This window comes from Kocuria palustris (assembly GCF_016907795.1).
GTDB classification, from domain to species: Bacteria; Actinomycetota; Actinomycetes; order Actinomycetales; family Micrococcaceae; genus Kocuria; species Kocuria palustris.
The window spans coordinates 691,797-711,523 of record NZ_JAFBCR010000001.1 but is presented as its reverse complement, the minus strand read 5'-3'; the positions used below and the strand labels follow the sequence as shown (position 1 = coordinate 711,523).

At 71.0% G+C, this 19,727-nt stretch carries 16 protein-coding genes; 15 read left to right on the top strand and 1 reads right to left on the bottom strand.

Going from position 1 to position 19,727, the window contains the following annotated elements:
• The first annotated feature begins 18 nt into the window (after window positions 1-18).
• A complete protein-coding gene (locus JOE55_RS03015) occupies window positions 19-1,083 on the top strand; it encodes a bifunctional riboflavin kinase/FAD synthetase (protein ID WP_204781984.1) in 1,065 nt (354 codons plus the stop codon).
• 121 nt (window positions 1,084-1,204) lie between these two features.
• Here the strand turns inward: JOE55_RS03015 and JOE55_RS03010 are convergent, their stop codons facing one another.
• Entirely contained in the window at window positions 1,205-2,113 is a 909-nt protein-coding gene (locus JOE55_RS03010) for an aldo/keto reductase (protein ID WP_006214487.1), read from the bottom strand.
• Window positions 2,114-2,381: 268 nt separating this feature from the next.
• Here JOE55_RS03010 and rpsO point away from each other — a divergent pair, with 268 nt between their 5' ends.
• From rpsO to recA, 14 genes are all read left to right on the top strand, one after another.
• Window positions 2,382-2,651, top strand: coding sequence for a 30S ribosomal protein S15 (gene rpsO, locus JOE55_RS03005; RefSeq protein ID WP_006214488.1), 270 nt, complete (start codon window positions 2,382-2,384; stop codon window positions 2,649-2,651).
• Between the two features lie 435 nt (window positions 2,652-3,086).
• Window positions 3,087-5,348: a polyribonucleotide nucleotidyltransferase gene (locus JOE55_RS03000; protein WP_204781983.1), complete on the top strand. Its 2,262-nt coding sequence runs from the start codon at window positions 3,087-3,089 to the stop codon at window positions 5,346-5,348.
• A 211-nt stretch (window positions 5,349-5,559) separates the two neighbouring features.
• On the top strand, window positions 5,560-7,038 hold the full coding sequence (locus JOE55_RS02995; protein ID WP_204781982.1) for an MDR family MFS transporter: 1,479 nt from the start codon (window positions 5,560-5,562) through the stop codon (window positions 7,036-7,038).
• Window positions 7,039-7,152: 114 nt separating this feature from the next.
• Window positions 7,153-8,499 carry a M16 family metallopeptidase gene (locus JOE55_RS02990; protein WP_204781981.1) on the top strand — a complete coding sequence of 449 codons (1,347 nt, stop codon included), beginning with the start codon at window positions 7,153-7,155 and terminating at the stop codon, window positions 8,497-8,499.
• 85 nt (window positions 8,500-8,584) lie between these two features.
• Window positions 8,585-9,355 carry a 4-hydroxy-tetrahydrodipicolinate reductase gene (gene dapB / locus JOE55_RS02985; RefSeq protein WP_204781980.1) on the top strand — a complete coding sequence of 257 codons (771 nt, stop codon included), beginning with the start codon at window positions 8,585-8,587 and terminating at the stop codon, window positions 9,353-9,355.
• Window positions 9,352-9,990, top strand: coding sequence for a tetratricopeptide repeat protein (locus JOE55_RS02980; protein ID WP_204781979.1), 639 nt, complete (start codon window positions 9,352-9,354; stop codon window positions 9,988-9,990). The genes dapB and JOE55_RS02980 overlap by 4 nt, the downstream gene beginning before the upstream one ends.
• Window positions 9,991-10,011: 21 nt before the next feature.
• A complete protein-coding gene (dapA, locus tag JOE55_RS02975; RefSeq protein WP_204781978.1) occupies window positions 10,012-10,926 on the top strand; it encodes a 4-hydroxy-tetrahydrodipicolinate synthase in 915 nt (304 codons plus the stop codon).
• A 164-nt stretch (window positions 10,927-11,090) separates the two neighbouring features.
• On the top strand, window positions 11,091-12,788 hold the full coding sequence (locus JOE55_RS02970; protein WP_204781977.1) for a ribonuclease J: 1,698 nt from the start codon (window positions 11,091-11,093) through the stop codon (window positions 12,786-12,788).
• A gap of 94 nt (window positions 12,789-12,882) precedes the next feature.
• Window positions 12,883-15,897 (top strand): FtsK/SpoIIIE family DNA translocase, encoded by a 3,015-nt coding sequence (locus JOE55_RS02965; RefSeq protein WP_204781976.1) that lies wholly within the window; start codon window positions 12,883-12,885, stop codon window positions 15,895-15,897.
• Window positions 15,898-16,000: 103 nt separating this feature from the next.
• Window positions 16,001-16,633, top strand: coding sequence for a CDP-diacylglycerol--glycerol-3-phosphate 3-phosphatidyltransferase (gene pgsA / locus JOE55_RS02960; protein ID WP_204781975.1), 633 nt, complete (start codon window positions 16,001-16,003; stop codon window positions 16,631-16,633).
• Complete coding sequence (locus JOE55_RS02955) at window positions 16,633-17,199, top strand: CinA family protein (RefSeq protein ID WP_239546406.1); 567 nt, start codon at window positions 16,633-16,635, stop codon at window positions 17,197-17,199. Before pgsA ends, JOE55_RS02955 begins: the two co-directional genes overlap by 1 nt.
• Window positions 17,200-17,405: 206 nt before the next feature.
• Window positions 17,406-17,768: a helix-turn-helix domain-containing protein gene (locus tag JOE55_RS02950; RefSeq protein WP_204781974.1), complete on the top strand. Its 363-nt coding sequence runs from the start codon at window positions 17,406-17,408 to the stop codon at window positions 17,766-17,768.
• Between the two features lie 148 nt (window positions 17,769-17,916).
• Complete coding sequence (locus JOE55_RS02945; protein ID WP_006214502.1) at window positions 17,917-18,138, top strand: DUF3046 domain-containing protein; 222 nt, start codon at window positions 17,917-17,919, stop codon at window positions 18,136-18,138.
• Between the two features lie 298 nt (window positions 18,139-18,436).
• On the top strand, window positions 18,437-19,564 hold the full coding sequence (gene recA, locus JOE55_RS02940; RefSeq protein WP_006214503.1) for a recombinase RecA: 1,128 nt from the start codon (window positions 18,437-18,439) through the stop codon (window positions 19,562-19,564).
• Window positions 19,565-19,727 lie beyond the last annotated feature (163 nt).

Genomic DNA, 19,727 nt, shown 5'->3' with positions numbered 1-19,727 from the left:
GGAGACCCGTTGCATCGCTTGCACGACCTGTCCGAGCTTCCCGAGGACCTCGGGCCCTGCGTGGTCACCGTCGGGAACTTCGACGGCGTCCATCGCGGGCACCAGGAGGTCCTGGGGATGGTCGTCGAGCGCGCACAGCGCGAGGGCGCCAGCTCGGTCGTGCTGACCTTCGACCCGCACCCGGCCCTGGTGCACCGCCCGGATCGGTACCGGGGCCAGATCATGGGCACCTCGGACAAGCTCGATGCCATGGAGCAGCTCGGCGTGGACGCTGTGCTCGTCCAGCACTACGACCTCGCCTTCGCCTCGCAGGACCCGCTCGAGTTCATGAGGCGGTACCTGCTGCGCGGGCTGCGCGCCTGCTGCGTGGTCGTGGGCGCCGACGCCCGGTTCGGGCGCGGCAATCAGGGCGATGTCTCCGCCCTGCGCCGCTTCGGCGCCGAGCACGGCTTCGACGTCGTCGTGGTCGAGGATCTCGAGTGCTGTGGCACTGTGCCGGCCCAGTTGCGCACCACGAACCTCCCGCTGGTCGGGGTCGACGGCCCCGTCTCCTCGCAGGAGGACACCGACCACGATCCTGAGGACCGGCGGATCTCCTCGACCTGGATCCGCGAGCGCCTCATCGTCGGCGACGTCGAGGACGCTGCACGCCTGCTGGGTCGTCCGCACCGCATGCGCGGCACCGTGGTCCACGGCGCCGCGCGCGGTCGCGAGCTCGGCTTCCCCACGGCCAACCTCGCCCCGGACTCCGACGGCTACATCCCCGCCGACGGCGTTTACGCCGGCTGGCTCACCGACGCCTCCGGACAGCGCTGGCCGGTGGCGGTCTCGGTGGGCTCCAACCCCACATTCGAGGGCGTCTCCCGGGTGGTCGAGGCGCACGTGATCGACCGGCCCCGCGAGCGGGTGGAGGACTTCGACCTCTACGGCCAGGAGGTCATCGTGGAGTTCATCGCCCGCCTGCGCGGCATGGTGGCCTACGAGGGCGTGGAGAAACTCGTGCAGCAGATGAGCCTGGACGTGGAGAACACCCGCAAGATCCTGGCCCAGCACCCGGAGGGCATGGCCGACGTCGCCCCCTGACGGCGCGCTGCAGGCGCCGCCGACTGAACGACCAGAGGCAGAGACGGACTGAGGGCCGCCCGGGGGAGTCCCCGGGCGGCCCTCAGTCCATCAGGCGGAGCGCGCGGTCAGCGCGCCCGACTCACATCTCCTCGTGCTCGTCCGGGTCGAAGCCCGAGCCGGAGAGACCGGTGTGCAGCAGGCGGATGCGCTCCATCTGCTGATCGCTGAGCTCCCAGCCGAAGACGTCTAGGTTCTCGGCCATGCGCTTGGGGTTCGAGGACTTGGGGATCGGCAGCACCGCGGACTGGATCTCCCAGCGCAGGATGACCTGGGCCGGGGTGCGGTTGACCTGCCCGGCGATCTCGGCGAGCCACTCGTGGTCGAGGATGTCGGTCTTGCGCCCCAGCGGCGACCAGGCCTGCACCAGGATCCGCTTGTCGTGGTGGTGGGCGCGCAGGGCCTCCTGCTGGTACTGCGGGTGCAGCTCGACCTGGTTGACCGCCGGGGTCTCGCCGGTCTCGGCGATCAGGCGATCCACGTGGGCCGGGGTGAAGTTGGAGACGCCGACCGAGCGGACCAGGCCCTCCTCGCGCAGGGCGAGCATGGTCCGGAAGGTCTGCACGTACTTGTCCTGCTGGGGATTGGGCCAGTGGATCAGCAGCAGGTCCAGGCGGTCCAGGCCCAGCCGCTCGAGCGAGCCCTCCACGCTGGCGCGCACCGTGGCCTCGTCGCCCTGATCGCGGCCGGGGATCTTGGTGGTCACGAAGACCTCGTCGCGGGGGAGCCCGGCCAGGGCGATGCCGCGGCCCACGCCGATCTCGTTGCCGTAGTTCACGGCGGTGTCGATCAGGCGGAAGCCCCGGTTGATGCCCTCGTAGACGCCGACCTCGGCATCGGCGTCGTCCATGGGGTAGGTGCCCATGCCGATCTGCGGCAGCTGGTGGCCGTCGTTGAGGGTGTGGCGGCGCTCGGAGACGCCCACCTGGTCGGCCAGGGCCGGATCGATCTGCGTGGTCTCGGACTCGCGGCTGTCTGCGGACTCGGTCATGGGCCCACTCCTCACTGCTCGGGACGGTGCGCCGGGGCCGCAGCGGAACGGGCCCGGAGGGGTTCGCCCTCCAGTCTTGCACTGTCCCCGGACATCGTCCGGCTCACAGCCCGTGTGCCGCGCGCCTGCTACCATGATCGGCGGTCCGCCTGCAGTCCGTGGCGGACGGGCCCCTGAGTCCGTACGATCCTCTCGTGCGAGCTCCTGCCCCGGCGCGGTCACCTTCGCAGCCGGGACGCACGGCACTGGACCCCGAAGGAGTTCACACATGGCACTCGACGCAGCTGTCAAGCAGTCCATCATCGAGGAGTACGCGACCCACGAGGGCGACACCGGTTCGCCCGAGGTCCAGGTCGCGGTCCTGACTCGCCGGATCTCGGATCTGACCGAGCACCTCAAGTCCCACAAGCACGACCACCACACCCGCCGCGGCCTCATGGCCATGGTCGGTCGCCGTCGTCGCATGCTGACCTACCTGCAGAACACGGACATCGAGCGCTACCGCTCGCTGATCCAGCGTCTCGGCCTGCGCCGCTGATCGCATTCTGACCCTTGCCTCGGGCGGGGCCGCCACGCAGCTCGCGGCGGTCCCGCTCGTAGTCTACGGGCGCGGATCCCGCCACATCCGCCGCCGACGCCCGCCCACCGGCTGAGCGTCCGGACGAACACTCGCAGCCCCTCAATGCTGGTCCGCGCGTCGCGGACCTGTCAGGCTGGGTCTGCACGAACAAGCCCCGGGGCCCACGGATGGGTCCGCAGGGCATCCGCGATGGACGGCTCCAGCCGTCCTCGTCGATCCGGCCCGCACGCCGCCCGCGTCCCGGTCCTCGACAGTGGTCCACGGAATCCCCGCAGCCTCGCTGCCGCGGCCGTGGACTTCGATCGAAGACCGTGCGCCGTGCGAGCGGGGCGGATCGGACACTGCCAGATCACCCCGATCGTGGAGACGATCGCGACGAAAGGAAGGTGGCCCTTGGAGGGTCCCGAGATCCAGTCCGCCGAAGCCGTCATCGACAACGGCCGCTACGGCCAGCGCGTCGTGCGCTTCGAGACCGGTCTGCTCGCGCAGCAGGCAGCCGGCTCCACCCTGGTGTCCATCGACGATGACACCACCCTGCTGTCCACCACCGCGGTGGGCAAGAAGCCCCGCGAGGGCTTCGACTTCTTCCCGCTGACCGTGGACGTGGAAGAGCGCATGTACGCCGACGGACGCATCCCCGGCTCGTTCTTCCGCCGCGAGGGCCGTCCCTCGACCGACGCCGTGCTGGCCTGCCGCCTGATCGACCGCCCGCTGCGCCCCGCCTTCCAGAAGGGCATCCGCAACGAGGTCCAGGTCGTCGTGACTGTGCTGGCGATCGACCCCGACGAGATCTACAACACCATCGCGATCAACGCCGCGTCGATGTCCACGACCCTGTCCGGCCTGCCCTTCGGCGGCCCGGTCGGCGGCGTGCGCCTGGCCCTGATGGCCGAGGCCGACGGCACCCACCAGTGGGTCTGCTTCCCCAAGCACTCCCAGCTCGAGAACGCCGTGTTCGACATGGCCGTGGCCGGCCGCGTGGTCACCAAGGCCGATGGCACCGAGGACATCGCGATCATGATGGTCGAGGCCGAAGCCACCGACCGCTCGTGGGAGCTCATCAAGGGCCAGGGCGCTGTGGCGCCCACCGAGGAGATCGTGGCCGAGGGCCTCGACGCCGCAAAGCCCTTCATCAAGGCCCTGTGCCAGGCCCAGTCGGACCTCAAGGCCCGCGCCGGCAAGCCCGAGATGGAGCTGCCGCGCTTCGGCGGCCACGGCGACGACGTCGCCCAGGCCGTCAAGGACGCCGTGGGCCAGCGCCTGGTGGAGGCCTACTCGATCGCCGGCAAGCAGGAGCGCGAGGACGCCACCGACGCCCTGCACCAGTCCGTCCTGGAGGAGCTGACCGGTGAGGGCAAGCCCTTCGCCGAGCGCGCCGACGAGGTCAACGACGCCTACCAGGCCCTGACCAAGCACACCGTGCGCCAGCGCGTGCTCTCCGAGAACGTGCGCATCGACGGCCGCGGCCCCCGCGACATCCGCGAGCTGACCGCCATGGTGGAGATCCTGCCGCGCGTGCATGGCTCGGCGATCTTCCAGCGCGGCGAGACCCAGATCATGGGCGTCACCACGCTGAACATGCTCAAGCTCGAGCAGCAGATCGACTCGCTGTCGCCGGTGAAGTCCAAGCGCTACATGCACCACTACAACTTCCCGCCGTACTCCACCGGCGAGACCGGCCGCGTGGGCTCGCCCAAGCGCCGCGAGATCGGCCACGGCGCTCTGGCCGAGCGCGCACTGGCCCCCGTGATCCCGTCGCGCGAGGAGTTCCCCTACGCGATCCGCCAGGTCTCCGAGGCCCTGAGCTCCAACGGCTCGACCTCCATGGGCTCGGTCTGCGCCTCGACCCTGTCGTTGCTCAACGCCGGCGTGCCGCTGCGCGCCCCGGTGGCCGGCATCGCCATGGGCCTGATCACCGGCGAGGTCGACGGCAAGCCGGCCAGCGTCGCGCTGACCGACATCCTGGGCGCGGAGGACGCGCTCGGCGACATGGACTTCAAGGTCGCCGGCACCTCCGAGTTCGTCACGGCCATCCAGCTGGACACCAAGCTCGACGGCATCGATGCCGAGGTTCTGGGCGCCGCCCTGGCCCAGGCCCGCGATGCCCGCCTGGCCATCCTCAACGTGATCGCCTCCGCGATCGATGCACCGGACGAGATGTCCGAGTACGCCCCGCGGATCATCACGGTCAACGTGCCCGTCTCCAAGATCGGCGAGGTCATCGGCCCCAAGGGCAAGATGATCAACCAGATCCAGGAGGACACCGGCGCGGACATCTCCATCGAGGACGACGGCACCGTGTTCATCGGCGCCGTGGACGGCCCCTCGGCCGAGGCCGCGCGCTCGGCTATCAACGCGATCGCCAATCCGCAGGTCCCCGAGGTGGGGGAGCGCTACCTGGGCACGGTCGTGAAGACCACGACCTTCGGCGCCTTCGTCTCGCTGACCCCGGGCCGCGACGGCCTCCTGCACGTCACCGAGCTGCGCAAGCTCAACGACGGCAAGCGCGTCAACGACGTCGAGGACGTCGTGGGCGTGGGCCAGCAGGTCCAGGTCGAGATCACCAAGGTCGATGACCGCGGCAAGCTCTCGCTCTCGCCGGTCGTGGCCGACGACGACGCCGCTGAGGCGGACGAGGACTCCGCCGCCGAGTGATCCCTCCACCGGCTCGCACCTGAGCCGCACGAGGCCCCGGGCCCCGCATCCGCCGTGGATGCGGGGCCCGACCCGTCTGAGCCCCTCGCGGGAGGCATGTCTCCGGGTGGCGTGCGGACACGGGATCCGGGGTACGGTCGAGGCGGGCCTGATGCTGAGGCAACGGGCCGTCTCCCCTTGTCGGCGCCTTCCGCACGTGAAAGCGAATGCCTTGTCCGCACACACCTCAGACAGCCGTCCGCCTCAGGACGGGGCCAGCGGCGCGGCGGAATCGGCCTCCGTGGCGGGCGTCCTCGTCGTCCTGCTGTCCACCGCCTTCGTGATGATGCTCAACGAGACCACGGTGGCCGTGGCCCTGCCGGCGATCATGGGCGAGTTCCACGTCTCCGCGGCCACCGCCCAGTGGCTGCTCACCGGCTTCATGCTGACGATGGCCGTCGTCATGCCCACCACGGGCTGGATGCTCGAGCGGTTCTCGACCCGGGCGGTCTTCATCGTCGCCGTCGCCGCGTTCCTGCTCGGCACCCTGCTGGCCGCGCTGGCGCCGTGGTTCGGGGTCCTGCTGCTCGGCCGGCTCTTCCAGGGCGCGGGCACGGCCGTGGTGCTGCCCCTGATGATGGCGGTGACCATGACCCTGGTGGCCGCCGAGCGGCGAGGGACCGTGATGGGTCTGATCGCCGTCGTCATGGCCGTGGGTCCGGCCCTGGGGCCCACAGTGGCCGGAGCCGTGCTCTCGGCTGCCTCCTGGCACGCGATCTTCTGGGTGATGGTCCCGCTGGTGGCCGCCTCGGGCCTGCTGGGCCTGGCCAGGCTGCGCAATGTGGGGGCCCCGCGCCGTCTACCGCTGGACGTGGTCTCCGTGGTGCTCTCCGTCCTGGCCTTCGGGGGCCTGATCTACGGCCTGAGCTCGATCGGGCAGATCCTCGCCGGCGGCTCGGCCGCGGTCGTCGCGCTGAGCGTGACGGGCGTCGGGGCCGTGGCGCTGGTGCTGTTCGCGCTTCGGCAGATCCGCCGGGCCCGGACCGGAGAGGTCCTGCTGGACCTGCGGCCGCTGGCCGTGCGCGGATTCACCCTGCCGATCATCGTGCTGCTGATCCTCTTCGGGGCGATGCTCGGCGTGATGAACACGCTTCCTCTCTATCTGCAGGGCTCCCTGCTGGCCACGGCCCTGGTGGCGGGGCTCGCGCTGATGCCCGGAGGCCTGGTCGAGGCCGTCGTCTCCCCGCTGGCAGGGCGGCTCTTCGATCGCGTGGGCCCCCGTCCGCTGATCATCCCCGGCCTGGTCATCGAGGTCGGCTCCCTGGTCTGGCTGTCCACGGTCGACGAGTCCACCGCGGTGGCGGAGATCATCGCCATCCACGTCGTGTTCTCGATCGGGCTGGCGGCGCTGTTCTCCCCGCTGATGACCACGGCCCTGGGCTCGCTGCCGAGGGAGCTCTACGGCCACGGATCCGCGATCCTCAACACAGGCCAGCAGCTGGCGGCCGCGGCCGGAACGGCAGTCATGATCGCGATCTACAGCGTGGTCTCCGACGGCGCCCGGGATGCAGGCGCCGCGGAGACCACGGCCCTGGCGGACGGGGCGAACTCGGCCTTCCTCACCAGCGCCGGGCTGGTGGGCATCGCCCTGGTGCTCTCCCTGTTCATCCGGGCCCCCAGATCGGGGTCCCGGACCGAGATCGAGGGCTGAGCCGGCAGTTGGCCGCCCCGAGAGCCTGGTTCTAGACTCGACGGGTTCCCGAGAGGAGCCGCGGCTGCGGCCCCCGGGGCCATCCCTCATCGCCGTCAGGAGTCGAGCCCCCACATGTCGTATGCGCTGGAGCTGCGCCCGCAGGACCCCGCCGGTACGCACTCGCCCGAGCTGGTCTGGTCCGGCGACGGCGGTGCCGCCGTGCGCCGCACCGTCCTGCCCAACGGCGTGCGGATCCTCACCGAGTCCATGCCTGGGCTGCTCTCTTCCTCCGTGGGCTTCTGGGTGGGGGTGGGCTCGCGCGACGAGCAGCCCGGTCACCTGGGCTCCACGCACTTCCTCGAGCACCTGCTGTTCAAGGGGACCGCCCGGCGCAGCGCGCTGCAGATCGCAGAGGCCTTCGACGAGGTCGGCGGCGAGTCGAACGCCGCCACGGCCAAGGAGTCCACGTGCTACTACGCGCGGGTGCTCTCCGAGGACCTGCCCATGGCGATCGACGTCCTCGCGGACATGGTCACCGCGCCGCTGCTGGAGACCGATGAGCTCGAGCGCGAGCGCGGGGTCATCCTCGAGGAGCTGGCCATGGACCAGGACGACCCCACGGACGTGGCCTTCGAGCACTTCGTCGAGCACGTTCTGCACGGCAACCCGCTTTCGCGCCCCATCGGGGGCACGCCCGAGGAGATCACCGGGGTGGCCCGCCAGCGCGTGCTCGAGCACTGGCAGGAGCACTACCGCCCGGAGAACCTCGTGGTCACCGCCGCCGGCGGCCTGGATCACGACCGCGTGGTCGAGGAGGTGCGCGAGCGCCTGGCCCGCGCCGGCTGGGACCCCGAGGCTCCCGGCAGTCCGCGGGCCCGTCGTTCGGGGCAGCCCGACGGCCTGGCACAGCTGAGCCCCGAGTGGGGCCGTCACCTGCTGCACCGCCCGGTCGAGCAGACCAATGTGGTGATCGGGCGCCCCGGCCTGGTCGCCGGCGACGAGCGCCGCTACGTCATGACCGTGCTCAACGCCGCGCTGGGTGGGGGCATGTCCTCGCGGCTGTTCCAGGAGATCCGGGAGAAGCGCGGGCTGGCCTACAGCACGTTCTCCTTCTCCGGCTCCTACTCGGATGCGGGATACTTCGGGATGTACGCCGGCTGCGCGCCCGCGCGCACCGACGAGGTGCTGGAGCTGATGCAGGCCCAGCTCCAGGAGCTGGCCGCCGACGGCCCGGGGGAGCGCGAGCTGGCCAAGGTCGTCGGGCAGCTGGCCGGCGGGACCGTCATGGCGCTGGAGGACTCCGGTTCGCGCATGAGCCGCCTGGGCTCGGCAGAGCTGGGCATCGGCGAGTTCGTGGACCTCGAGGAGACCATGAACCGGGTCCGCTCCGTGACCGCGCAGGACGTCCAGCGCCTGGCCGCCGAGCTCGCGGAGGGCCCCGCCGTCGTGCAGGTCGTGCAGCCCCCCGACGGGCAGTGAGCCCCCGGGCAGGCGCCCGCCCGCACGGCACGCGGGACGATCATCATTCGAGCCGCCGATCGGCGGAGCAGCGAAGGAGCACAGCATGAGCGAGAACACCGCGAGCGGACTGCGCGTGGCCGTCCTGGGCGCCCACGGGCGCATGGGCTCGGAGGCCGTCAGGGCCGTCGAGGCCGCCGAGGGGCTGGACCTCGTGGCGGCCCTCGATCACAGCGACAGCCTGCAGAAGCTCGTGGAGGCGCAGGCGGAGGTCCTCATCGACCTGACGGTGCCCGCGGCCTCCGAGGACAACGTCCGCTTCGGCGTGGAGCACGGCATCCACTGCGTCGTGGGCACGACCGGATGGGACGACGAGAAGCTGGCCCGCCTGGAGCAGCTTCTCGGCGAGCACCCGGAGGTGGGGGTGCTGATCGCCCCGAACTTCTCGATCGGCGCGGTGCTGGCCATGCGCTTCTCGGCCCAGGCCGCCAGGTTCTTCGAATCGGCCGAGATCGTGGAGCTGCATCACCCGGACAAGGTCGACGCCCCCTCTGGCACCGCCGCCAGGACGGCCGCGCTGATGGCCGCCGAGCGGGAGGAGGCCGGTGTGCCCGTCTCCCCGGATGCCACCCAGACCGATCCCACGGGCGCTCGCGGGGGAGTCGTGGACGGCATCCACGTCCACTCGGTGCGCCTGCGCGGACTGGTCGCGCACCAGGAGACGCTGCTGGGCTCCGTGGGGGAGCAGCTGAGCATCCGCCACGACTCGTTCGACCGCGTGTCCTTCATGTCCGGCGTGCTGCTGGGCGTGCGCACCGTCGGGCAGCGCCCGGGGCTGACCCACGGGCTCGACGGCTACCTGGACCTGGAAGCGTGAGCGCTGAGGACGTCCGGCAGTCGCTCAGTCCGCTGCGGCGGCTGGGCTGGGTGGTGCTCGCCGCAGCGCTGCTGACCCTGCTGCTGCTCCCGCTGCCGAGCGCGTCCAAGGTCTGGATCCTGGTGGTCGTGGCCTTCGCGGGCGTGTTCACGCTGCTCGAGGCCCGCGCCAAGGGCAAGGCGCTGGCCGCGATCATGGCAGCGCTGCTGGCCCTCTATCTGGGGCTGAGCCTGCAGCGGGCGTGGATCCTGCTGAGCTCGGACGTGCTGGTCTCCAAGCTGTTCGCCGTCGGGATGATCGTCCTGCCCGTGCTCGGCGTGTGGGCGCTGGTCCGCGAGGTCGTCTTCGGCTCCCGGCTCGAGGGCCTCGGCCGTCGTCTGGAGGCGGAGGGCGGACTGCCCGAGGACCTGCCGCGGCGCCCCAGCGGGCGGATCGTGAGCGAGGCCGCAGACGAGGACTTCGAGCGCTGGGCGCAGGAGGCCGAAGCCGCGCCCGGGGACTGGCGAAGCTGGTACCGGCTCGGCCTGGCCTACAGCGCCTCGGGGGACACTGCGCGCGCACGCCGGTGCATGCGCGATGCCGTGGCCCTGTCGCGAGGGCGCGCCCCGCGGGGCCCTGCCAGCACCGGTGACTGACGGAGGCGGTAGGGTGGTCGCATGACTGCGCACCACGACAAGCCCCTGTTCGGAACCCTGCTCACCGCCATGGTGACTCCGTTCCGCGCCGATGGTTCCGTGGATCTGGACTCCACCGCGGCGCTCGCGCAGCGCCTGGTGGACCAGGGCTGCGACGGCCTGGTGGTCGGCGGCACCACCGGGGAGTACTCGACCATGACGGACGACGAGCACGAGGCGGTCTTCCGCGCCGTGCGCGAGGCCGTCGGCGATCGGGCCGCCCTGGTGGCCGGTGCGGGGTCCAACGACACCGCGCACACCATGCACCTGTCCGAGCAGGCCCAGAAGGCCGGCATGGACGGGCTGCTGATCGTCACCCCGTACTACAACAAGCCCACGCAGGCCGGCGTCGTCGCGCACTTCGAGAAGGTCGCCGACTCCGTCGAGCTGCCGATAATGCTCTACGACATCCCCGGCCGCACGGGCATCCCGCTGTCGGCGGACACGCTGATCCGGCTGGGCAAGCACCCCAGAATCGCCGCGGTCAAGGACGCCAAGGCGGATCTGACGGAGGCCACGCGCGTCATGGCCGAGTCCGATCTGCTGTTCTACTCCGGCGACGACGGCCTGACCGTCCCGTGGATGGCCATCGGCGCCGTGGGACTGGTCGGCGTGACCTCGCACGTGGACACCCCGCGCTTCCGCCGGATGATCGATGCCATGCGCAGCGATGACCTGGCCACGGCCCGCGGCCTGGCCTACGAGCTGGAGCCCGTGGTCCGCGCGACCATGACCCATGTGCCCGGCGCCGTGGCCGCCAAGCAGATCCTGCACTGGCAGGGCGTGCTGCCCGGGCACACCGTGCGCCTGCCGTACGTGGAGGCCACCCAGGACGAGCTCGCCGCCATGCGCGCGGACCTGGAGGGCAGCGTCGTCCAGGACACGATCGGCGCCTGAGCCGTGCCTGCCGCTGCGCTGCAGCGAGTCGACGGCGCAGCCTGTCGGCGAACCGCGCTCCGCACCGCCCCGTCCTCGGGCGGCGGAGCGCGGACCCATGACATGAAGAACTGAATGACCAGCAGCGCGAGATCGCGCTGACAACCGCACATGAAAGGGGTCACATGGTCCACTGGATCGAAGACCTGAAGGCACCGCCGTCCCTGTCCAAGGACACCCTGCGAGTCACCCCGCTGGGCGGCCTGGGCGAGGTCGGACGCAACATGACCGTGTTCGAGATCAACGGCCAGCTGCTGATCGTCGACTGCGGCGTGCTCTTCCCCGAGGAGCACCAGCCCGGCGTGGATCTGATCCTGCCGGACATCTCCCAGATCGAGGACCGCCTGGACGACGTCGTCGCGGTCGTGCTCACGCACGGCCACGAGGACCACATCGGCGCGATCCCGTACCTGCTCAAGCGCCGCCCGGACATCCCTCTGCTCGGCTCGCAGCTGACCCTGGCCCTGGTCGAGGCCAAGCTGCAGGAGCACCGCATCAAGCCGTTCATGCTCACCGTCCGCGAGGGCCAGGTGGAGAAGCTGGGCGAGTTCGAGTGCGAGTTCGTCGCCGTGAACCACTCCATCCCGGACGCCCTGGCCGTTTTCATGCGGACCAAGGGCGGCACGGTGCTGCACACGGGCGACTTCAAGATGGACCAGCTTCCTCTCGACGGCCGCATCACCGACCTGCGCCACTTCGCCCGCCTGGGCGAGGAGGGCGTGGATCTGTTCCTGACCGACTCGACCAACGCCGAGGTCCCGGGCTTCACGCCCACCGAGAAGGACATCGGGCCGGTGCTCTCCGGCGTCATCGCCAAGTCGACCCAGAAGGTCGTCGTCGCGTCGTTCTCCTCGCACGTCCACCGCGTGCAGCAGGTGCTCGACGCCGCCGTCGCGGCCAACCGCAAGGTCGTGCTGATGGGCCGGTCCATGGTGCGCAACATGGGCATCGCCGAGGAGCTCGGCTACCTGGACGTGCCCAAGGGCGTGCTGGTCGATCAGAAGAAGATCGACAACTACCGCGACGACGAGATCGTCGTGATGTGCACCGGCTCCCAGGGCGAGCCCATGGCGGCGCTGTCGCGCATGGCCCGCGGTGATCACCGGGTGCAGCTGCAGGAGGGCGACACCGTCATCCTCGCCTCGTCGCTGATCCCGGGCAACGAGAACTCCGTGTTCCGCATCATCAACAGCCTCATGCGCATGGGCGCTCATGTGGTGCACAAGTCCAACGCCAAGGTCCACGTCTCCGGGCACGCCTCGGCAGGCGAGCTGCTGTACTGCTACAACATCGTCGAGCCCGAGCAGGTCATGCCGGTGCACGGCGAGGTCCGCCACCTCATGGCCAACGGCGAGCTCGCCGAGGCCACCGGAGTGCCGCCGGAGAACGTGCTGCTGATCGAGAACGGCACCAGCGTGGATATGAAGCAGGGCCGGGCGCGCATCGCCGGTCGCCGCGACATCAAGTTCGTCTACGTCGACGGCTCGTCGGTCGGCATGATCACCGAGGACGACCTCCAGGACCGCATCGTGCTCGGCGAGGAGGGCTTCGTCTCGATCGTCGTCGTGATCGACCGCAAGTCCAAGTCCGTCGTCACCGGCCCGGACGTCCACGCCCGCGGCGTGGCCGAGAACGATCGCGTGTTCGACGAGATCAAGCCCAAGATCACCGCCGCGATCGAGGACGCCCTCAAGGACAGGCGCGAGCACACCACGCACCAGCTGCAGCAGACGGTGCGTCGCACGATCGGCCCGTGGGTGGGGCGCAAGCTGCGCCGCAAGCCCATGATCGTCCCGGTCGTGCTGGAGGCGGACCGGAGCTGATCCCGGCCGCCGCCCCGTGATCACCGGGCGGTCAGGCCACACCGCGGCCCGCAGACGAGCCATCGTCTGCGGGCCGTCGACTACCCTGGGGGCCATGGCGACTCGTACTTCCCCCGCCCGCAAGGGCGCCTCGACGTCGCGCGGCTCTGGCTCCAGGCCCAAGAGCGGATCCTCCAAGTCCCCTCGCGCCACGTCCTCCAGCTCCCGCGCAGCAGGCCCCGGCGCCGGCGAGCGCATCCTCGATGCCCTCCTCGGGCTCTGGCTGTGGTGCGCCCACCTGGTCGGCGGCGCCGTGCGCCGCATCGGCACCGTGCGCACCGATATGGAGCCCCAGGACCGTCGCGACGGCGGAGCCCTGGTGCTGCTGTGCCTGGGCGCGGCGATCGCCGTGGTCGAGTGGTGGAGCCTCTACGACTCCGGCGTGCCCGTGCTGGGCGCCGCCGCCTCGGGCATCCACGTGGTGGTCGCCGGGCTGATCGGCTGGGCGGCTCTCGTGCTGCCGCTGGCTCTGGGCGGCTTCGCCCTGCGGATCTTCCGCCGTCCCGTGCCCACCCCGCCGAACAACCGGATCGCGCTGGGCCTGAGCCTGGCGCTGCTGACGGCCAGCGGGATCGCCCACGTGCTGGGCGGCTCGCCGGGCGTCGCGGATTCCTTCCAGGCCCGCCTCACCGCCGGCGGAGCCATCGGCTACCTGATGGCCGGCCCGCTGGGCGGGGTCATCACGCCCGTGGGCGCCGCGATCGTCTGCGCGCTGCTGCTGGCGATCTGTGTCCTGATCATCACCGGGACCCCGCTGTCGCAGATCGGCCCGCGCCTGGGGGCAGCCTGGCGGACTCTGGTGGGGGAGTCGGAGCCCCACAGGCGTGCGGGCACCGACCTCTCGGCGCAGGAGCACGACCGCTCCTACCTCGATGACCGCCAGGCCGAGCCCGAGTCCCGTGCGGCCCGCCGAGCTCGCAAGCGGCAGGAGAAGCAGGACGCGCAGCGCCGAGCCGAGCTGGACTCCTACCACGGCGACGAGGCCTTCGAGACGGCCGTGCTGCCGGACGGTCCCGAGGGGCAGGAGGCCGAGCAGCAGCCCCGCCGCTCGGGCCGTCGCCCAGCGGCGCGGGACACGGGCGAGAGCTTCGTCTACGACGTCGAGTCCGGAGAGGCGCCGAGCCCCCAGGAGGATTCCTCGGCCGCGGCTGCCGCTTCCCAGGAGGAGCGCCCGCGTCCCGGGCAGAAGCGCCCCACCCGCGATCAGCAGGCCGCGCGCAGGCTGCTGGCGGAGCAGGGACTCGAGCCCGGCGGCGCGGCGGCCTCCTCCGCCTCGGACACCGCGGCCGGCTCCGGCTCCTCCGCGCTCGTGGACGACCAGGGCGTCGACGAGCACGAGCCCGTCGTGGGCCGAGCGGTCATGCGCCGGGCGGAGACTCCGGTCGAGCCCATCCCGGCGCGCACCGAGCAGCTGCAGCTCGAGGGCGATGTCGCCTACACGCTGCCGGACCCGTCCTCGCTCGTGCTGGGGCCGCCGTCCAAGGAGCGCTCGGAGGCCAACGACGCCGTCGTGGCCGCGCTGACCAGCGTGCTGGAGCAGTTCAAGGTCGACGCCGAGGTCACCGGGTTCTCCCGAGGCCCCACGGTCACCCGCTACGAGATCGAGCTGGGTGCCGGCACCAAGGTCGAGCGCGTCACGGCGCTGTCCAAGAACATCTCCTATGCGGTCGCCTCGGCGGACGTGCGCATCCTCTCGCCGATCCCCGGCAAGTCCGCCATCGGCATCGAGATCCCGAACACCGACCGCGAGACCGTCGCCCTGGGCGACGTCCTGCGCTCGCAGGCCGCGCGCAAGAACGATCACCCCATGGTCATGGGCGTGGGCAAGGACGTCGAGGGCGGCTTCGTCGTGGCGAACCTGGCCAAGATGCCGCACATGCTCGTGGCCGGTGCCACCGGCGCGGGCAAGTCGTCGTTCGTGAACTCCATGATCGTCTCGCTGCTCATGCGGGCCACCCCGGATGAGGTCCGCCTGGTGATGGTCGACCCCAAGCGCGTGGAGCTGACCGCCTACGAGGGCGTGCCGCACCTGATCACCCCGATCATCACGAACCCCAAGAAGGCCGCCGAGGCGCTGCAGTGGGTCGTGCGGGAGATGGATGCCCGCTACGACGACCTCTCGCGCTACGGCTACAAGCACATCGACGACTTCAACAAGGGCGTGCGCGCGGGCAAGGTCCAGCCGGAGCCGGGCTCCAAGCGGGTCATCCGCCCGTACCCCTACCTGCTGGTGATCGTGGACGAGCTCGCGGACCTGATGATGGTCGCCCCTCGCGATGTCGAGGACTCGATCGTGCGCATCACCCAGCTGGCGCGCGCGGCCGGCATCCACCTGGTGCTGGCCACCCAGCGCCCGTCGGTGGATGTGGTCACGGGCCTGATCAAGGCCAACGTGCCCTCGCGCATGGCGTTCGCGACCTCCTCGGTCACGGATTCCCGCGTGGTCCTGGACCAGCCCGGTGCGGAGAAGCTGATCGGACAGGGCGACGCCCTGTTCCTGCCCATGGGCGCCTCCAAGCCCATGCGCGTGCAGGGCGCGTGGGTCGCAGAGTCCGAGATCCACGACGTCGTCGAGCACGTGAAGTCGCAGATGCAGACGCACTACCGCGACGACGTCATCCAGGAGCAGCCCAAGAAGCAGATCGACGAGGACATCGGGGACGATCTGGACGTCCTGCTGCAGGCGGTCGAGCTCGTGGTCACCACGCAGTTCGGCTCGACCTCCATGCTGCAGCGCAAGCTGCGCGTGGGCTTCGCCAAGGCCGGACGGCTCATGGACCTGATGGAGTCCCGCGGGGTGGTGGGCCCGTCGGAGGGCTCCAAGGCCCGCGACGTCCTGGTGGGTCCGGACGACCTGGCCGCCACCCTGGCCGTCATCCGCGGCGAGGAGCCCCCCACCGCGGCCGAGCCCGCCCCGGCGCATCCGCATCAGGGCACCGGCGGCTCCGGTGAGATCGCGTCCTCCGGCGCCGACGCCCTGGACGACTCGGACGTCGAGGCCGCCGCCGAGTACCACGACGACGCGGACGAGGAGTCCAGCCAGGACGCCTGGCAGCTCACCGGCCGCTGACCCTAGCCTCCGGCGCTGTGCCGTCTGCGACGACGACGCGCCGGAGGCCTCATCGCACGCAGACCGACGCGGCGCATCGCGCGCCGCAGGACAGGAGCACTTCATGACCGCAGCGGCCGATCAGGGCGGACGCCCCGCTCCGTCCAACTGGAACCTGCCCAATGCGCTGACCACGCTGCGGATCGTCATGGTCCCGTTCTTCGTGTGGTTCGCCGTGCTGGGCGGCTCGTTCGGCGAGGCCTCGCTGGGGTGGCGCTGGGCGGCTGTGGGCGTGTTCGGCCTGGCCATGTTCACCGACAAGCTCGACGGCGACATCGCCCGCGCCCGCGGGCTGATCACCTCGTTCGGCAAGATCGCCGATCCGATCGCGGACAAGCTGCTCACGGGGGCCGCGTTCATCGTCCTGTCGGCCATGGGCGAGCTGTGGTGGTGGGTCACGATCGTGATCCTGGTCCGCGAGTGGGGCATCACCGTCATGCGCTTCGCCGTGATCCGCTACGGCGTGATGGCCGCCTCGAAGGGCGGCAAGCTCAAGACCGTCCTGCAGACCATCGCGCTGCTGCTCCTGCTGCTCCCGCTGGGGCCGGTCGTGGGGCAGTGGTGGCCGTGGCTCGGCTGGTTCTTCATGGCCCTGGCCACGATCGTCACCGTGGTCACCGGAGCGGACTACGTGCTCAAGGCGGTCCAGCTGCGCCGCGATTCCCTGGCCGCGGGCAAGCCGGTCGACAACAGCTGATGAGCGCGCCCATGGACGGCTCCTCGGCCCCCACGACGGCCACGGGGATCGCGGGTGCGGGAGGCGACGCCGGCGCCGCGACGGAGGCCATCGACTCCTTCGCCGCCCGAGCGGTGCACGCGGCTGCCGAGGCCGGGCTGAGCCTGGGCACCGCCGAATCGCTGACCGGGGGCGCCCTTGCCGCCGCGATCGTCTCGGTCCCCGGGGCCTCGTCGGCCTTCGAGGGCTCGGTGGTCTCGTACTCGCACGCGGTCAAGCAGCGCGTGCTGGGCGTGGAGGCCGAGCTGCTCGAGCGCACCGGGGCCGTCAGCGCCGAGGTGGCCGAGGCGATGGCTTCCGGCGCGCGGACCGCGCTGGGCATCGACGTCGCCGTGTCCACCACCGGAGTGGCCGGGCCGGAGCCGCACGACGGGCAGCCCGTGGGGACGGTGTGGCTCGGTGCCGCCGGTCCTCGCGGGCTCAGCTCCCGGCTGCTGCGGCTCGAGGGCGATCGGGAGCAGATCCGCCGCCTGAGCGTGCGGGCCGCCCTGGAGATGCTCGTGGAGGTCCTGGGCGCCTCCCAGTGAACTCCTAGCCGAACGGCCGTCGAGCACGGAACAATGGAGTCCTGTCGGCGGTTGCACCCACCGACGGCCCAGAGAGGGCCATCCGGGCCCGGTCGCCGACCGGTTCGGACAACGCGGAGGCATCGTCCTCCGCACGACCGAGGAGCCACATCATCACCACCACCAAGACCCCTGTGTCCGTCAACGGAATCATTCGCTGGAAGGACATGGACCAGACTTCGACGCAGGAGGCGGAGGCCGCGCAGTCCCGGCCCGTCGTGCTGCGTCAGGAGATCGGTGAGGTCCTGCGTTCGGTCCGCCAGCGTCAGGGCCGCACGCTGCGCGAGGTCTCCCACTCCGCACGCGTATCGCTCGGCTACCTGTCGGAGGTGGAGCGCGGGCAGAAGGAGGCGTCCTCCGAGCTGCTCGCCTCGATCTGCGCCGCACTCGACATCCCCGTGTCGGCCATGCTGCGCGAGGTCGCCGATCGCATCGCCGAGCTCGAGGGCAACTTCGCCCCGGACACGGTGCCGGCGGAGCTGCACGAGGAGTTCGGCTCGAGCTTCGCGGGGACCGTCCAGGCCTCCTGAGGCCCAGCGCCTCCCGCGGCGACCCGACTGGTCGCCGCCCCATGACCAGCTGCAGGGCCCGGTGCCGACAACGGCGCCGGGCCCTGCGCCGTGCCGGGCCCGTCGGCTGTCCGGCTCGGATCCGATCTGAAGAGGAGCGATCGCCCGCATGCGCGTGAGCAGGTTCAACGAGATGGTCGTCCACGAGTTCGGACAGGCGCAGGGCCGGATCCTGGTGCGCGACACCGTGCTGGGGGAGCTCGGCCACCGAACCGCCGAGCAGGCGCTGGCCGACGGCGAGGATCCCAAGCTCGTCTGGTTCGCGCTGTGCCGCGAGCAGCAGGTCCCCGAGTCCCGGCAGTGGGGGCCGGACCAGGAGCCGCGCTCCTGAAGCGGACCCGTCGCGACACGCGCAGGTCCGCTGCATTCGAAGAGGTGTTCGAATCGGCTATCGTGGGGCCTGCGCCCGCAGGGTCGCCGCCTCCGGCCGCATCTCGGTGTGCTGAGGTGGCGCCGGCGGGCCCCGCAGGCTCCACAGCTGCTGGTCGCAGGCCCCCTTCGGGGCGGCTGATCGGCAGCCCCCACGGTCCGTCTTGTGCTGTCGGACCCCGTCCATACGTTGGTGCGCAGCAGCACCGTCGGGCCCCTCATCGAGCGGACCCGCCCCCACGATCCACGCGAGGTGAATGATGGCTCCCAAGAAGTCCGCAGCTTCGGCTGCCTCCGGCGGCTCGGACCGCGAGCAGGCGCTCGAGACCGTCCTGGCCCAGATCGACAAGAGCTACGGCAAGGGCTCAGTCATGAAGCTGGGCGAGCGCCCGGCGCAGAAGGTGGAGGTCATCCCCACCGGCTCGATCGCCCTGGACGTGGCCCTCGGCACCGGCGGCTTCCCGCGCGGACGCGTCGTGGAGATCTACGGCCCGGAGTCCTCCGGCAAGACCACGGTGGCCCTGCACGCGGTGGCCAGCGTCCAGCGCGCCGGCGGCATCGCGGCCTTCATCGATGCCGAGCACGCCCTGGACCCGGTCTACGCCCAGAAGCTCGGCGTGGACATCGACAACCTCCTGGTCTCCCAGCCGGACACCGGCGAGCAGGCGCTCGAGATCATGGACATGCTGGTCGGCTCCGGCTCGATCGACATCGTCGTGGTGGACTCCGTGGCGGCGCTGGTGCCCAAGGCGGAGATCGAGGGTGAGATGGGCGATTCGCACGTGGGCCTGCAGGCCCGCCTGATGTCGCAGGCGCTGCGCAAGATCACCGGTCGCCTGTCCAATTCGAACACCACCGCGATCTTCATCAACCAGCTGCGCGAGAAGATCGGCGTCATGTTCGGCTCGCCGGAGACCACCACGGGCGGCAAGGCGCTGAAGTTCTACGCCTCCGTGCGCGTGGACGTGCGCCGCATCGAGACCCTCAAGGACGGTGCGAACCCCGTGGGTAACCGCACCCGCGCCAAGATCGTCAAGAACAAGATGGCCCCGCCGTTCAAGCAGGCCGAGTTCGACATCCTCTACGGCCAGGGCATCTCCACCGAGGGCGGCCTGATCGACCTGGGCGTGGAGCAGGGCATCGTCAAGAAGTCCGGCGCCTGGTACACGTACGAGGGCGACCAGCTCGGTCAGGGCAAGGAGAACTCGCGCCGGTTCCTCAAGGACAACCCGGAGCTGGCCGAGGAGATCGAGCAGCGCCTGCTGGTCAAGCTCGGCATCGTCGAGGACCCGAACGAGGAGGTCGACCAGGAGGCGATCGCCACCGCGGGCATCGATGCCCCGCTGGGCGGCGACTCCGAGAAGGCCCCGGCGGACGCCGCCTTCTGAGCGGCTGCCGGCCTGATGCGCTGAGCCAGCCCCCGCCGCCCGCTCGGGCAGCGGGGGCTGCTCGCCTCAGATCCGGGCTCGTGCCTGTCCACAGCGCGATGACGGTGCTGCGCCAGGCCCCAGCCCGCTGACCGGAGATCGCACGGGCCAGAGACCCTGCAGA